The sequence below is a fragment of the Saccharopolyspora terrae genome (assembly GCF_004348435.1).
GTDB classification, from domain to species: Bacteria; Actinomycetota; Actinomycetes; order Mycobacteriales; family Pseudonocardiaceae; genus Saccharopolyspora; species Saccharopolyspora endophytica.
Map to the genome: position 1 here is coordinate 20,239 of NZ_SMKS01000034.1, position 14,738 is coordinate 34,976.

Sequence of the window (14,738 nt, forward strand, 5' to 3'; positions counted from 1 at the left end):
GTCGCCCTCTCAGCCCGCTCTTGGTGCGAGCTCCCGCGGATTGACTTGTTCGCCGCCGAGGCTACGGGGGTGCGGCGGCCGATGACAACAGGGTCATCCGTCCGGCCGCACTCGGCTCACTCGGCGAACGGGTCGCCCATCTCGGCCGGGTCCCAGCTCAGGCCGGGCACGCCCCACTCGTTGCGCTTGATCATCTTCTTGGCCGCGCGGGCGTGCCTGCCGGTGAGCCGGTCCAGGTAGACGTAGCCGTCGAGGTGGTCGGTCTCGTGCTGCAGGCAGCGCGCGAAGAACCCGGTTCCCTCGACCTCCACCGGCTTTCCGTCCACATCGGACCCGGTGACCTTCGCCCAGCTCGCCCGGCCGGTCGGGTACGACTCGCCGGGGACCGACAGGCAGCCCTCCCAGTCGTCGTCCGGGTCGGGCATGGTCTCCGGGACCTCCGAGGTCGTCAGCTCGGGGTTGATCACCAGACCGCGGTGCTGCACGCCCTCGTCGTCCGGGCAGTCGTAGACGAACAACCGCAGGTCGACGCCGATCTGGTTGGCTGCCAGGCCCACGCCGTTGGCGGCGGCCATCGTCTCGAACATGTCCTCGACGAGAGCGCGCAGCTCGTCGTCGAAGCGCTCCACCCGGCGAGTCGGGTTGTGCAGCACGGGGTCGCCGTAGACGCGGATGGGGTGAACAGCCATGCGCGGACTCTATCGGTACCCCAGGTGGCCCGGCCGGGGTGCGCTCTTGCGCGCGGAACAGGGGTGTGATCGGCTCACCGCCCGGATCACGGCATGGTTCAATTGGTCACCGGGAATGACAGCCGTGTGATTCTCCGCGACCGAATCGCGAGGCGAGGAGCCGGATGGACGCCGCTCAGATGCTGACCGCGCAGGAGATCGCCCGTCAGTGCGAACAACTCGCGCGCACGCACGGGCGTCAGCAGGCGCCGGAGCGTCGGCGGCTCACCCTCGCCGACCCGATCACCCAGCCCATCGAGCGGATCGTCGAACCGCCGCCGGACGAGCCCGAACAGGGCCCCGCGGACCGGGATCTGACCGATCGGGAGCTGGGGATCCTCGCCTTCGAAGCGCAGTGGTGGAAGCGCTCGGGCAAGAAGGACATCGCGATCCGGGAACTGTTCGACATGTCCGCGTCGCGGTACTACCAACTGCTCAACACGCTGCTGGATTCCCCCGCCGCGTTCAGCGCGGACCCTATGCTGATCAAGAGACTGCGCAAGGCACGGGCGGCACGACAGCGCGCGAGGGCCGCTCAACGACTGGGAATCGAGTTGCACTGATGAGTGTTGGGGAACCGTCCGGCGGGCCCGGCGGGGCCAAGCTGATCGGCCTGGGTCTGATCGGAATCGGCGTGCTCGCGGCCGTGTTCGGGACCGTGACCCTGATGTCCGGCGAGCCCTCGGACACCGCTCAACCGTCGCCGCAGGAGCCCACCTCGCAGGTGCAGCCGCCGCCGGAACCCGCGCCGTCCCCGGTCGTCCCGCCCGTGCAGCCGCCGCCGGTCCAGCCTCCGGCAGCGCAGCCGCCGGTGGTCCAGCCCCCGACGGCTCAGCCGCCGACAGCCGAGCAGCCGGGTTCGGGCAGCGCCCAGACCCCTGGTTCTGGGCAGGACGTCCCGGTGGGTTCCGGCAAGGGCAGCGAGCAGATCATCGTGCGGGTCTACAACAACTCGACGATCTCCGGGTTGGCGCACCGCGCCGCCGAGGACCTGCGCAAGGCCGGGTACGACGTGCCCGAGGTCGGCAACTACGCCAAGGGCAAGATCCCGACCACCACGGTCTACTTCCGGCCCGGCACCGACGAGGAGCGCCAGGCCAAGGAGCTCGCCGCCCGCATCGGCGCCCGCGCCGACGCCCGCTTCGACGGGATACAGGACGCCACGCCCGGCCTGATCGCGATCATCACCAACGACTACAAGGGCCCTTCCGTCGGGAAGTGATCCCTCGAACCCCACGTGAGGGTTCGAGCCCCCACCGCACGTCTGTGACGCCGTGACCTGGGCCTTTCGAATTTCGCGCGAAATTCGAGGGCGAAAGTTCCGACTCGAATTTCGCGCGAAATTCGAATCGCCCCCCGCGCTCGGGCGTGTATGTCCTGGTCGGGGGCTGGAGTCGGATTTCGCGCGAGTCGGGACGGTCCCCGGGGTCAGCGGTGGTTCTCGGCGTAGGCGGCGAGGGTTTCGAGCTGGGCCGCGTCCAGGGACGGGCGGACCGCCTCGCGGGCCGTGGCGAGGTGGGTGGCCGTGACCTCGGCGGCGGTGATGGATTCCCGCATGGCCGTGAGCGCTGCTTCGCGGACCAGGGCCGTGCAGTCGGCGGCCGAGTAGCCGTCGAGGGTTCCGGCCAGCTCCGCCAGGTCGACGTCGTCGGACAGCGGGGTGTTCTTCGCCGCTGCGGTGAGGATGGCCTGGCGGGCTTCGGCGTCCGGCGGCGGGACGTAGACGAGGCGTTCCAGGCGGCCGGGTCGCAGCAGGGCCGGGTCGATGAGCTCCGGGCGGTTCGTGGCGGCCAGCACCACGACGTCGCGCATCGGTTCCACGCCGTCGAGCTCGGTGAGCAGGGACGCGACCACCCGATCCGACACACCGGAGTCCGAGGACTGGCCCCGACGCGGTGCCAGCGCGTCCACCTCGTCGAGGAAGACCAGCGCGGGTGAGGCGCCCCGGGCGCGCAGGAACAGCTCGCGGACGGCGCGCTCGGACTCGCCGACCCACTTGTCCATCAGCTCCGCGCCCTTGACGGTGAGCACGTTGAGCCGGCCGCTGCCCGCCAGCGCCCGCACGAGGTAGGTCTTGCCGCAGCCGGGAGGGCCGTAGAGCAGCACACCGCGCGGAGGATCGACTCCCAGGCGGGTGAACGAGTCCGGGTACTGCAGCGGCCACAGCACCGTCTCGGTGAGGGCCTGCTTGACCTCGGTCATGTCGCCGACGTCGTCGAGGGTGAGCCCGCCGGTCTGCAGGTTGTCCGATGTGGACATCGAGATCGGCCGCACCGAGGTCAGGGCGTCCAGCAGGTCCTGGCGGCGGATTCGCGGGTCGGCGGGGTCGTCGCGGTGGCGCAGCGCGGCGCCCAGGGCGGCTTCCCGGCACAGCGCCAGCAGGTCGGCGGCGACGAAACCCGGTGTGCGCTCGGCGATTTCGGCGAACCGGATGTCCTCGTCGAGCGGGGCGCCGCGCAGCAGCACGCCGAGCAGGTCGGCGCGGGTGGTGTCGTCGGGCAGCCCGATGGTGAGCTCGCGGTCGACCAGGCCCGGTTCGCGCAGCCGCGGATCGACCGACTGCGGGTTCGAGCTGGTGACGATCACGGCGAGCTCGTCGCGGCCGATGGCGTCGCGGATCGTCTCCAGGGCGACGGTGGCCAGCGGCGGCGGGTCGGACTCCGGCAGCAGCGCTTCGACGTCGGTGAGCAGCAGGACTCCGTCGCCGGAGGCGGCGGTGGCGCGGTCGACGGCCTCCCGCAGCCGGTTGGCGGCGGTGCGCGCCTCCAGGGCGGCGATGGTCGGGGCGGCGACCTCGACGAGCTCGGCGCCGATCTCGGCGCACACGGCGCGCACCAGCGTGGCCTTGCCGACTCCGGGCGGTCCGCTGATCAGCGCGCCCAGCCGGGGTTCGGCGCCGAGCCTGCGCAGCAGTTCGGGCTGGTCGAAGGCCAGCCGGAGCCATTCGGTCAGGCGGCGCGCGGTGTCGCGCGAGCCCACCAGGTCGGTCACCGGAACGGGGGCGTGCGGCTCGTCGACGGGCTCCGGCGCCGCGCGCTGCGATGGGGAGTCGGTTGCGGCGGAGCGGTTCTCGGACTTCGCGCCGTCCAGCCACTCGACCACTGTGGACGATTGGACGGCCACGGCTCCGGCGGGCTCGGTCGCGGCGACGGTGATCAGCTCGTTGGTCCAGGTCAGGCCGATGGCGGCGGACATCTGGCGTCGCACCTCACCCGCCCGGGACGAGGAGGACGGGGAGAGGTCCTGCGGCAGCAGCGACACCGCGTCGCCGAGGGAGAAGACCTTGCCGGTCAGCGCCAGCCGGGCGGTCTCGGGCGAGACGGTCGCCCGCGCCATCCGCGAGCCGGTGATCGAGATCCGCTTGGCGACCTCCACCTGCGCCGGGGCGACGGCCACGGATGAGCCCTCGGTCACCCCGAGGTTGAGCAGCGCGACGTCGTCGAGCAGCAGGAACCCGGTCGGTGAGGTGCTCTCCGCGGCGGCGGCCAGGGCGACGGTCTCGCGCGCGCCGGTGAGCCGCACCGCGCTCCACGGTCGCAGGTCCAGGGCGTCCAGCACCTCGGGGTGCAGCCGCACGACCCCGCGCCGGGTGTCGCGGGCGGACGTGGAGACGCGGGCGGTCAAGCTGATCGAAGCCACCCCACCGACCCTAGCCGCTCGCAGCGGGAGGCGACGTGGTCAACGGTGGTGGGGCGAGGGGCGGTGCTGGTCCGAAGCGCCCATGATCGATGTCCTTCTCGTTCGGACCAGAACCGCCGCGCGCCTCAGTAGTCGTCGCGGTTGCGGCGGAGTTCGAGGCGGCGCCAGCTGCGCCGGGGGTGCCCCGGCCCGGTGGGGCGGCGGGGGAGTCGCACGCGGCGCGCGGCACCGGCCACGCTGCGGCGCAGCGGGGGGCGGATGCCCAGCCGGCGCTGGGTGTTGCGGCGGATCGCCCGGCGCTCCCGGGGAGCGGCGTCCCACGCCTCCGGGTGCCGCGAGAGCCACTGGTAGCGGTAGACCGCGTAGGGGACGTGCAGCAGGTACAGCACCATCGCGACGGCCAGCGAGATCAGCGGGAACACCACGACCAGCGCGGCCAGCAGCGCGACGCCCACCAGCAGCGGGGCCACGAACTTCGGCGGGACCTTCACGGTCTTCAGCGACAGGGTGGGCACCCGGCTGACGGCCAGCGCGGCGATCAGCACCATCCACACCATGACCACGCTCTGGTTGGCCCACCAGCCCGGGTAGCCGAAGTGCGCGGTCAGGGCGAGCGGCAGCAGCGCCAGCAGCCCGGCCGCGGGGGCGGGCACGCCGACGAAGAACTCCTTGGTGAACGGCGGCTGCTCGGCGTCGTCGAGCAGCGTGTTGAACCGGGCGAGCCGCAGCACCATGCAGACCGCGAAGATCAGCGACACCACCCAACCGGCCCGGTTGTCCTGCATGTGCCAGGCGTAGAGCGTCAACGCCGGGGCCACGCCGAAGGACATCGCGTCGGCCAGGGAGTCCAGCTCGGCGCCCATCTTGGAGGTGGCGTCGAGCAGCCGGGCGATCCGGCCGTCGAGGCCGTCGAGCACCGCGGCGACGGCGACGGACCCGATCGCGAAGGTCAGCTGCCCGTTGAGGGCGAACTGGATCGCGGACAGGCCCGCGCACATCGCCAGCACGGTGATCGCATTGGGCAGCAGCCGGACGCCGGGGGTGGTCCGCATGCTCATCGGTCGCGCTTCCCCCTGGGCAGTTCGGCGAGCGGGGTCTCGCCGCCGATGGTGCGCTGGCCGGGCTCGACCAGGACCTTGCTGTCGGCGGGGACGTAGAGGTCCACGCGGGAGCCGAACCGGATGAGGCCGTAGGTGTTGCCCGCGGTCACGGTGTCGCCCTCGGCGACCTCGCAGACGATGCGGCGGGCGACGAGCCCGGCGATCTGCACGACGGCGACTCGGGTGCCGTCCTGGGCGCGGATGGCCATCGAGTTGCGCTCGTTGTCCTCGCTGGCCTTGTCCAGGTCGGCGGAGAGGAACTTGCCCGGCCGGTAGACGATCTTGTCGATCTTGCCGCTGACCGGGACGCGCTGGACGTGCACGTCGAAGATGGTCAGGAAGGTGCTGATGCGGATCATCGGCGTCTCGCCGAAGCCGAGCTCGGCCGGCGGCACGGCGCTCTCGACGTGCGCGACGGCGCCGTCGGCGGCGGCCACGGCCAGGCCTTCGCGGGTCGGGGTGGTGCGGGCGGGCTCGCGGAAGAACCACGCGCACCAGGCGGTGAGCACGGCGCCGACCACGCCCAGCGGGCGCCAGATGCGGCGGAGCACCAGCGTGGCGACGGCGGCGCCTATGACGAACGGCCTGCCTGCCGGGTGCATCGGCGGAACGGTGTCCTTGGCCAGCGCGATCAGGTGCGCCAGCGGGCTCTCTTGGGTGCTGCTCATCGAGGTAGTCGCGCCCCTGCGTCGGAGGTCATGTCAGCGCGGCGCGGTAGTCCTGCCTGCGCCGTAGACGTACAGCATCGCGGACGCCTCGTTCTCACCGTCGCCAGGGGGCGCAGTCGATCAAGAACAACCCACATGACCTGCACGTATCTCAAGCGGAATGCTACCGCCCACACGACCAAGAGTCACACGTACGGGTGAACCCCCCAACCGTCAGGCAACCGGCGAAGCCGGTTTCTCTTCACCCCACCCGAGCAACCGGCACCGCCGCGGGTTCCGAGACGTCGCCTGGGGAGGACGCCGTGACGCCGTGTATTGGCATACATCAGGAGCGGCGCCCGGACCCAAGGCGGCGTCTCAGGTTCCGCCACCCGCACCGCCCATCAACAAGACCACGACCCCAGGCACAAAGAACAAAGAGGCCGTTCGGCGCCTCCCCGTAGGTGCCGAACGGCCTCTTTGATTTCGGGTCCGTGCGCCCCCCGACGGCGCACGGCCCTCTTTTCGCGGTCCGCGACACCCGGCAAGCGAGGGTGCCGTTGCGGACACGAAGGAGACGGAGCTGATCAACGTTTCGTGACGCGGTTTCTAGTGTAATTGAGTTCACAGTATCTCCGTAGCCGCTAACGGAGGACGTTGGGAACGTGTTCAGTAACTCCGCGTCAACAAGACGCCTGCGGGCTCCACGTCAGGGTGGCGGTCATTCCAGGGACAGGGCGGGCTCGTCCAGCTCCATGCGGGCTCCCATCAGCTCGGCCAGCCCGTGGTACGGCTCCCCGTGCTCGACGCCGTCGGCGGTGCTGTGCAGGGTCAGCACGGACACGCCGTCGTCCCCGCCGGAGGCCACCCGCACCTCGTCGAGCGTCGACATCGCGTACTCGTCGAGGTAGAGGTCCAGCTCCAGCGACCAGCCGGCCTTCTCCTGGTCGAGGCGGGCGCTGGCCACGTCGCGGCTGTCCACCCACTGCGCCCCGGAGCGCTCCCGCAGCTCGTTCACCGGCCGCGAGGCCAGCTCGCTGAGCTGCTCCTGCTCGGCCTCCCTGAGCCGGGCCAGGGTGCCCGCGAGCAGTCGTTTCGCGGCGCTGGCGTCGCTGGGGAGCAGCAGCAGGCCTCGATCGCTGACCAACAGGTCGTACGCCTGGCCCGAGCACTGCACCGGGCTGACGATCCCGGCCAGCGAGGGCTCCGGCTCCTCGGCGGGCTCGCGGGTGTGGTGCAGCGGGACGCCCAGGTCGACCAGCACCCGGTGCAGCCCGGGGATGAGCCGCGGGTCGGCGACGGCCGGGCGGACCAGGCGGTCGGGGTCCAGCGGGCGCCCGTTGGCCAGCCGCACCGCGGGCGGGCCGCCCCAGTCCAGCTCGTGGTGGGCGCGGCGGGCGCAGATCAGCGCGTCGATGACGGTGCAGCCGAGGAGTTCGGTGAGCGTGTCCTCGGCGGTCTGGTCGATCATCGACGGGTGCAGGCCCGGGTTGAGCACGGGGTTGATGAGGTCGCGGCCGTGGCCGCGGTGGATGGCGGCGAGGATGCCCTGGATCGTCGGGTCCACGCCCAGCCCGCACTGGTGGGCGGCCGCGCTGAGCTGCGAGGCCTTCTCGGCGGCCTGCGCCGCCCCGGCCTGCCGGACGACCTCCGGCCACTGCATCCTGGGACCTAACGAGTCGACCAGCAGCCGGTCCTCCAGCTCGGGAACGGCGTTGCGCGGCTTGCGCAGGATCGCGAACGCCGGACGCTCGTCGGCCTCCTTGTCGGCGGCCTTGAGCCGCTTCATCAGCTCGACCCTCGCGCGCACCGGCAGCTTGCCGCGCTCCTCGGCGATGGCCTGCTTGGCGCGCTCGGCCAGCGCGGGCTTGCGCGCGGGGTGGTCCATGAAGCTGCGGAAGCCCAGCAGCACGTCGGGTGCGTGGCCGATGCTGGCGGCCATGCTCAGGTACGCGTCGGCGTACTCGCGCCAGCCGATCTCGACCGCGACGGACTTGCGCAGCGCCATCACCGCGGTCCGCTTGCCCGCGAGGCGCACCGCGGCGGCGTCCCCGGCGAGCACGAGCTCCTTGGTGGTGGTGACCGCGATGGCGGTGAACAACCGGGCGTACCCGACGAACAGCCACTTCACCGGGCCGGTGGTGAGCCCGTCGACGGTGCGCTGGACGCTGGCCAGCACCCGGTGGGCGGTCACCGTCAGCTTGCTGCGGCCGGTGAGGCGACCGACCGCGTGCGCCAGCGCCGCGCCGAGTTCGGAGGTGGTCAGCGCCGCGAGCATCGGCAGCCCGATCTCCAGGTACCGGGTGCGGGTGCGCAGTCCGAGCAGCGCGGTGTTCTCGCGGATCGCGACGCCCGGCTCGGAGGTGATGCGGATCTCGTCGGGCAGCGGGGAGTCGGTGGCGTCGACGAGCTGGTCGATCGTGCGCCACAGGTTGGGTTGGGAGACCCGGTCCACGGGCACGCCGCGCGGGCGGACCCGGTTGCGCAGCACCGCCCGCAGGCCGATGGCGAAGATCGCGCCGACGACGACGGCGGCGAAGGCGACCTTCATCCCTCCGACGGTGTCGCGGCGGAAGGTCATGCCCGCCATCATCAGCAGGCCGGCGACCAGGCCGAGGGACACGACGAAGAAACCGATGTGCAACGCCAGCGCCAAGGCGGCGCGCCAGGGGCCACGCACGTGCAAAACTCCGGAGGGGAAGTGGAAGGTCGGACTCGCAGTCTTCGCGACCGAAAGTCGAACCGTCAACGATGGTGTGACAAGCGATATCGACTTGATCTAGTCCAGCAACACCACGTCCACAGTGGACCCAGCGGGCATTTCGGTCACGTCCTCCGGGATCGCCAGCAGGCAGTTCGCCCTCGCGAGGCTACCCAGCAGGTGTGAACCCGGGGCTCCCTGCAGGCTGACCTCGCCGGACACCGGGTCGAACACCCCGCGTCGGAACTGCTGCCTGCGCGAGGGAGCGACCAGCGACTCGGCCAGCACGGCCTGCCGCCGGTGCCGCGTGGTCGTGGCGTGCCCTGCTGCGGCCAGCATCGCCGGACGCACGAAGACCTCGAACGAGACCATCGAGCTCACCGGGTTGCCGGGCAGCGTGACCACCGCGAACGCGTCCCGGTAGCGGCCGCAGCCCTGCGGCATCCCCGGCTGCATCGCGACCTTGGTGAACTCCACGCCGTTGCCGGCCAGGGCGTCCTTGACCACCTCGTACGCCCCGGCGCTGACCCCTCCCGAGGTGATCAGCAGGTCGGCGGAGTCCAGGTGGGTCTGCAGGACCTCGTGGAAGGCGTCGACGTCGTCGGGCACGAAGCGCAGCATCGTCGGCTCACCACCGGCCTCCTGCACGGCGGCGGCGAGCATCAGCCCGTTGGACTCGTAGATCTGCCCGAGCTGCAGCTCTTCCCCGGGCGCGACCAGTTCGGAGCCGGTCGAGAGCACCAGCACCCGCACCGGACGGTGCACGGGCAGCTCGGCGATGCCGACGGCGGCGGCCACGCCCAGCTGCGCGGCGCCCAGCCGGGTGCCCGCGGTGAGCACGGTGGTTCCCGCGGCGACGTCCTCGCCCGCGCGGCGCACGTGGGCGCCCGGCTGCACGGAACCGAACAGCGCCACCGTCTCGGTGCCGGCGTCGGTGCGCTCCACCGGGATCACCGCGTCGGCGCCCGGGGGCAGCTGCGCGCCGGTCATGATCCGGTGCGCGGTGCCGGGCTGCAGCGGCGGCACGTCCACCCGGCCGGCCGGGATGTCCTCGGAGACCGGCAGTTTCACCGGCTCGTCCTGCGTCGCCTCGGTCAGATCGACCGAGCGGACCGCGTAGCCGTCCATCGCGGAGTTGCTGAACGGCGGCAGCGAGATCGGGGCGACCAGGTCCTCGGCCAGGGCCAGGCCGAGGCAGTTCTGCAGCGGACGGGTCTCGACCGGCGTGCGGGTCAGCAGCGAAGCGACCTTCGCCCGGTGATCGGCGACCGACGTCAGCTCGTGGGCGGGGTTGTTGGACGACACGCACGCATCATCTGTCATCGGCACCCGCCGTGTCGCCATCGGCGTGGGATTGGTCGCTCCACGGCGCGATGGCACAATGCCCGGTTCGCCCGACGCCCGCGCCCTCCAGCACCGGTTCTCCGCGGGGTGGCGCGGACTTCCCCCGCCTCGGCGCCACCTACATAGAATCGCCGTGCCCGCGCCGACCGGTGGGGCCCTGAAGGGGGTTGTGCTGTGCAGGTCCGTACTCGTCACACGCCGTCGTACGGGGTCGCCCGGTTGATGCTGGCACCGGGGGAACCGGTGCGGGTGGAGTCCGGTTCGATGCTGGCCACCAGCTACGGGGTGACCGTCGAGTCGCGCGCGCAGGGCGGTTTCTTCAAGTCGCTGGCCCGGTCCGCGCTGGGCGGGGAGTCGTTCTACGTCTCCACCTACACGGCACCGCAGCAGGGCGGCTGGGTCGACGTGGCGCCGACGCTGCCCGGTGATCTCAACGTGCTGGAGCTCGACGGCCGGGTCGGCTGGTGCGTGACCAAGGGCTGCTGGTTGGCCTCGGCGAGCACGGTGCAGGTCGAGACCCAGTGGGGCGGCTTCCAGAACCTCTTCGGCGGCGAGGGCGGGTTCCTCACCCGGCTCAGCGGCCACGGCTCGGCGGTGGTGGCCTGCTACGGCGCGCTGGACGTGGTCACCCTGCAGCCCGGCGAGTACATCACGATCGACACCGGTCACGTCGTCGCCTACGCCGACACGGTGCAGAGTCAGCTGCGGCAGATGAACCAGGGCGTGGCGCAGTCGCTCAAGAGCGGCGAGGGCCTGGTCTTCGACTTCGCCGGGCCGGGGCAGGTGTTGACCCAGACCCGCAACCCGCGCGGCCTGGTCGGCTGGTTGCGCGCGAATGGTCTCGGACCGCGTTCCTGATTCGCTCGTTGAAAACGATCGATCATTGCGCCGGACCGCAATTGGTCTGACCCATTCGCTCCGGTCGTCATCGCGAGTGGTTTTCCCGTTGGGGGGCATTCGTCGCCGGTTTTGGTTCGGGTTTGAAAGCGATTGCGACAGTCGGGGGAATTAGCTCCCGTTGATGACGGAACGTGTCCGGAGAAGCCACCCGTTCGGCCCAGCGTTTAACGGAAAAGTCGTATTGCCGGACCCGCGACGAGCCCGATTTTCCGGAGTAGTGTGGCCGATGCTCCAGCGGCGCTAGCGCCGTGCATCACATTTCTTGAGGAGGACGCCGTGGCGGTCGGCACGGTCAAATGGTTCAACTCGGAGAAGGGCTACGGATTCATCGCGACGGACGGTGGCTCCGATGTGTTCGTCCACTACTCCGCAATCGACATGTCTGGTTTCCGCACCCTTTCTGAAGGGGATCGGGTCGAATTCGAGGTGAAAGCCGGCCGCGATGGCCGAACTCAAGCCGACGGCGTTCGCAAGGTCTGAAGAGAACTTCGCACCAGGTCGTCGTGCGGCCCGGTTCTCCCGGTCGGGGAACCGGGCCGCAGCGCGTCATCCCGAAACCTGCACCCGCACGTGATCTCAGCCGGTTAGGCTGCGGGACGTGTCGGAAGATTTGACCGGTCGCAGGCTCGGCCACTACAAGATCGACGGCGTGCTCGGTCGCGGTGGGATGAGCGTGATGTACCGCGCCACCGACGTCCGGCTCGGCCGCAAGGTCGCGTTGAAGGTGATGGGGGAGCACATCACCGGCGACGCGGAGTTCCGCGAGCGCTTCGTCGACGAAGCCCGCAACACCTCGGCGATCGACCACGCGAACATCGTGCCGCTGTACGACTTCGGCGAGGTCGACGGCATGCTGTTCATCGCGATGCGGCTGGTCGAGGGCACCGATCTGGCGGGGCTGATCTCCGACGGGCCGATCTCGCCGAAGCGCAGCCTGGAGCTGCTCGGGCAGATCGCCGAAGCGCTGGACATGCTGCACGAGCGCGGTCTGGTGCACCTCGACCTCAAACCGGCCAACGTGCTGGTCACCTCGCGCGAGTCCTCGCACGAGCACGTCTACCTCGCCGACTTCGGGCTGACCCGGCGCGGCGCGACCGGCCACCGCACGTCCTCCGGCGACTTCCTGGGCTCGCCGACCTACGCCGCCCCGGAGCACCTGCGCGGCGAGCCGGTCGACGGCCGCACCGACCAGTACGCGCTGGCCTGCATGCTCTTCGCCTGCCTGACCGGGCGTCCGCCGTTCCCGGGCTCGGTCCAGGAGGTCATCCAAGGGCACCTGGGCGCCGAGCCGCCCACGCCCGGATCGCTGGTGCTGCTGCCGCCGCCGATCGACGACGTGCTGCGCCGGGGCATGTCCAAGCGCGGCGACCAGCGCTACGCGAGCTGCCAGGATCTGATCGCCGCGGCCCGCGCCGCGCTGGGCCCGGCCGCCGGGGAGGCCCCGGCGCCGCCGCGCGTCGCGCAGCAGCCGGTGCCGCAGCCCGCTCACCCCGCGTCCCAGCCGTTCCCGCAGCAGATGCCCCAGCAGACCGGGCCGTACCCGCAGCAGTCCTACCCCGGCTACCAGCAGCAGCCGGTGCGGCTGCGCCCGCCGATGCCCGCCGGGTCCTCGTCGTTCACCAAGACCTCGTCGGGCGGTGCGGCGAAGTGGATCGTGCCGGTGCTGGTGGGCGTCGCGCTGCTGGTGATCGTGCTGTTGTTCGTGGTGATGGCCACGTCCGGGAGCGGTTCGAGCTCCGGGAGCACGCCGTCGACCGCCGAGCTGCCCACGTCGGTGCCGACCGCCGGAGGGTGAGACCGAGGCAGGTCGCTTGCACTCGCCATCGGTGAGTGCTAAACACGGTACTGGCACTCATCAAGGTTGAGTGCCAGGTCGGGACGGTGAGGTCGTTCCGGCGGCGCCACATGACGGCGTCGTCGCGCGATCGTCCGTCGCGGGCACCGAGCCTGGCCGAGCAGAGTCCTGCCGTCGTGCACGCCCCAGTGTGCACCGTCGGCGTCCAGACAGGTGGAGGACCACACCGCAATGGCCAAGATGATCGCGTTCGACGAGGACGCCCGCCGCGGTCTTGAGCGCGGCATGAACACCCTCGCCGACGCCGTCAAGGTGACGCTCGGCCCCAAGGGCCGGAATGTCGTGCTCGAGAAGAAGTGGGGCGCGCCGACCATCACCAACGACGGCGTCTCGATCGCCAAGGAGATCGAGCTCGAGGACCCGTGGGAGAAGATCGGGGCCGAGCTGGTCAAGGAGGTCGCGAAGAAGACCGACGACGTCGCGGGTGACGGCACCACCACCGCCACCGTGCTCGCCCAGGCCCTGGTTCGCGAGGGTCTGCGCAACGTCGCGGCCGGCGCCTCCCCGATCGCTCTGAAGAAGGGCATCGAGAAGGCCACCGAGGCGATCGCCGAGCAGCTGCTCAAGAACGCCAAGGAAATCGAGACCAAGGACCAGATCGCCGCCACCGCCGCGATCTCCGCCGGCGACCGCCAGATCGGCGAGCTCATCGCCGAGGCGATGGACAAGGTCGGCAAGGAAGGCGTCATCACCGTCGAGGAGAGCAACACCTTCGGGCTCGAACTCGAGCTCACCGAGGGCATGCGCTTCGACAAGGGCCTCATCTCGATGTACTTCGTGACTGACACGGAGCGCATGGAGGCCGTCCTCGACGACCCGTACATCCTGCTGCTGAGCAGCAAGGTCTCCAACGTCAAGGACCTCCTCCCGCTGCTGGAGAAGGTCATGCAGGCCAACAAGCCGCTGCTGATCATCGCCGAGGACGTCGAGGGCGAAGCCCTGTCGACCCTGGTGGTCAACAAGATCCGCGGCACCTTCAAGTCCGTCGCCGTCAAGGCCCCGGGCTTCGGCGACCGCCGCAAGGCGATGCTGCAGGACATGGCCATCCTCACCGGTGGTCAGGTCATCAGCGAAGAGGTCGGCCTCAAGCTGGACACCGCTGACCTGAGCCTGCTGGGCCAGGCCCGCAAGGTCGTGGTGACCAAGGACGAGACCACCATCGTCGAGGGTGCGGGCGACGACGAGCAGATCGCCGGCCGGGTCAACGAGATCCGCGCCGAGATCGAGCGCTCGGACTCCGACTACGACCGCGAGAAGCTGCAGGAGCGCCTGGCCAAGCTGGCCGGCGGTGTTGCGGTCATCAAGGCCGGTGCGGCGACCGAGGTCGAGCTCAAGGAGCGCAAGCACCGCATCGAGGACGCGGTCCGCAACGCCAAGGCCGCGGTCGAGGAGGGCATCGTCGCCGGTGGTGGCGTGGCTCTGCTGCAGGCCGCGCAGACCGCTTTCGACGGCCTCAAGCTCGAGGGCGACGAGGCGACCGGTGCCAACAGCGTCAAGCTGGCCGTCGAGGCTCCGCTCAAGCAGATCGCGGTCAACGCCGGTCTCGAGGGTGGCGTCGTCGCGGAGAAGGTCAAGAACCTCACCTCCGGCCACGGCCTCAACGCCGCGACCGGCGAGTACGAGGACCTGGTGCAGGCCGGCGTCATCGACCCGGCCAAGGTCACCCGCTCGGCGCTGCAGAACGCCGCGTCGATCGCCGCGCTGTTCCTGACCACCGAAGCCGTGGTCGCGGACAAGCCGGAGAAGGGCGGGGACGCGGCTGCCGCCGCCGACCCGACCGGTGGCATGGGTGGCATGGGCTTCTGAGTCCAGTCCCAAGCTGAG

The 14,738-nt window shown here is 70.8% G+C and carries 12 protein-coding genes; 6 read left to right on the forward strand and 6 right to left on the reverse strand.

Features of this window, described 5'->3' with window-relative positions; all coding sequences use genetic code 11:
• Positions 1-116 precede the first annotated feature (116 nt).
• On the reverse strand, positions 117-689 hold the full coding sequence (locus E1181_RS18955) for a peptide deformylase (RefSeq protein WP_132676634.1): 573 nt from the start codon (positions 687-689) through the stop codon (positions 117-119).
• A 293-nt stretch (positions 690-982) separates the two neighbouring features.
• Between E1181_RS18955 and E1181_RS18960 the strand changes: the two genes are divergently transcribed.
• Positions 983-1,291: a DUF3263 domain-containing protein gene (locus E1181_RS18960; protein ID WP_235876874.1), complete on the forward strand. Its 309-nt coding sequence runs from the start codon at positions 983-985 to the stop codon at positions 1,289-1,291.
• Positions 1,291-1,950: a LytR C-terminal domain-containing protein gene (locus E1181_RS18965; RefSeq protein WP_132676638.1), complete on the forward strand. Its 660-nt coding sequence runs from the start codon at positions 1,291-1,293 to the stop codon at positions 1,948-1,950. The genes E1181_RS18960 and E1181_RS18965 overlap by 1 nt, the downstream gene beginning before the upstream one ends.
• Before the next feature lie 206 nt (positions 1,951-2,156).
• Here the strand turns inward: E1181_RS18965 and E1181_RS18970 are convergent, their stop codons facing one another.
• The 5 genes from E1181_RS18970 to moeA all read right to left on the reverse strand — a co-directional run bounded on the left by E1181_RS18970 (position 2,157) and on the right by moeA (position 10,138).
• Positions 2,157-4,367: an AAA family ATPase gene (locus tag E1181_RS18970; protein ID WP_132676640.1), complete on the reverse strand. Its 2,211-nt coding sequence runs from the start codon at positions 4,365-4,367 to the stop codon at positions 2,157-2,159.
• A 125-nt stretch (positions 4,368-4,492) separates the two neighbouring features.
• Positions 4,493-5,425, reverse strand: a complete 933-nt coding sequence (gene pssA, locus E1181_RS18975) for a CDP-diacylglycerol--serine O-phosphatidyltransferase (RefSeq protein ID WP_132676642.1) — start codon at positions 5,423-5,425, stop codon at positions 4,493-4,495.
• Complete coding sequence (locus E1181_RS18980; protein ID WP_132676644.1) at positions 5,422-6,135, reverse strand: phosphatidylserine decarboxylase; 714 nt, start codon at positions 6,133-6,135, stop codon at positions 5,422-5,424. Before E1181_RS18980 ends, pssA begins: the two co-directional genes overlap by 4 nt.
• 700 nt (positions 6,136-6,835) lie before the next feature.
• Positions 6,836-8,794 (reverse strand): M48 family metallopeptidase, encoded by a 1,959-nt coding sequence (locus tag E1181_RS18985; RefSeq protein WP_132676646.1) that lies wholly within the window; start codon positions 8,792-8,794, stop codon positions 6,836-6,838.
• A 99-nt stretch (positions 8,795-8,893) separates the two neighbouring features.
• A complete protein-coding gene (gene moeA, locus E1181_RS18990) occupies positions 8,894-10,138 on the reverse strand; it encodes a molybdopterin molybdotransferase MoeA (RefSeq protein ID WP_132676648.1) in 1,245 nt (414 codons plus the stop codon).
• A gap of 195 nt (positions 10,139-10,333) precedes the next feature.
• Between moeA and E1181_RS18995 the strand changes: the two genes are divergently transcribed.
• The 4 genes from E1181_RS18995 to groL all read left to right on the forward strand — a co-directional run bounded on the left by E1181_RS18995 (position 10,334) and on the right by groL (position 14,720).
• Complete coding sequence (locus E1181_RS18995; RefSeq protein WP_132676650.1) at positions 10,334-11,017, forward strand: TIGR00266 family protein; 684 nt, start codon at positions 10,334-10,336, stop codon at positions 11,015-11,017.
• A 318-nt stretch (positions 11,018-11,335) separates the two neighbouring features.
• Positions 11,336-11,539, forward strand: a complete 204-nt coding sequence (locus E1181_RS19000) for a cold-shock protein (RefSeq protein WP_132623257.1) — start codon at positions 11,336-11,338, stop codon at positions 11,537-11,539.
• A gap of 118 nt (positions 11,540-11,657) precedes the next feature.
• The gene (locus E1181_RS19005) at positions 11,658-12,854 is read left to right on the forward strand and encodes a serine/threonine-protein kinase (protein ID WP_132676652.1); all 1,197 of its coding nucleotides are present in this window, start codon (positions 11,658-11,660) and stop codon (positions 12,852-12,854) included.
• A gap of 231 nt (positions 12,855-13,085) precedes the next feature.
• Positions 13,086-14,720 (forward strand): chaperonin GroEL, encoded by a 1,635-nt coding sequence (groL, locus tag E1181_RS19015; RefSeq protein WP_132676654.1) that lies wholly within the window; start codon positions 13,086-13,088, stop codon positions 14,718-14,720.
• The last annotated feature ends 18 nt before the right edge of the window (positions 14,721-14,738 follow it).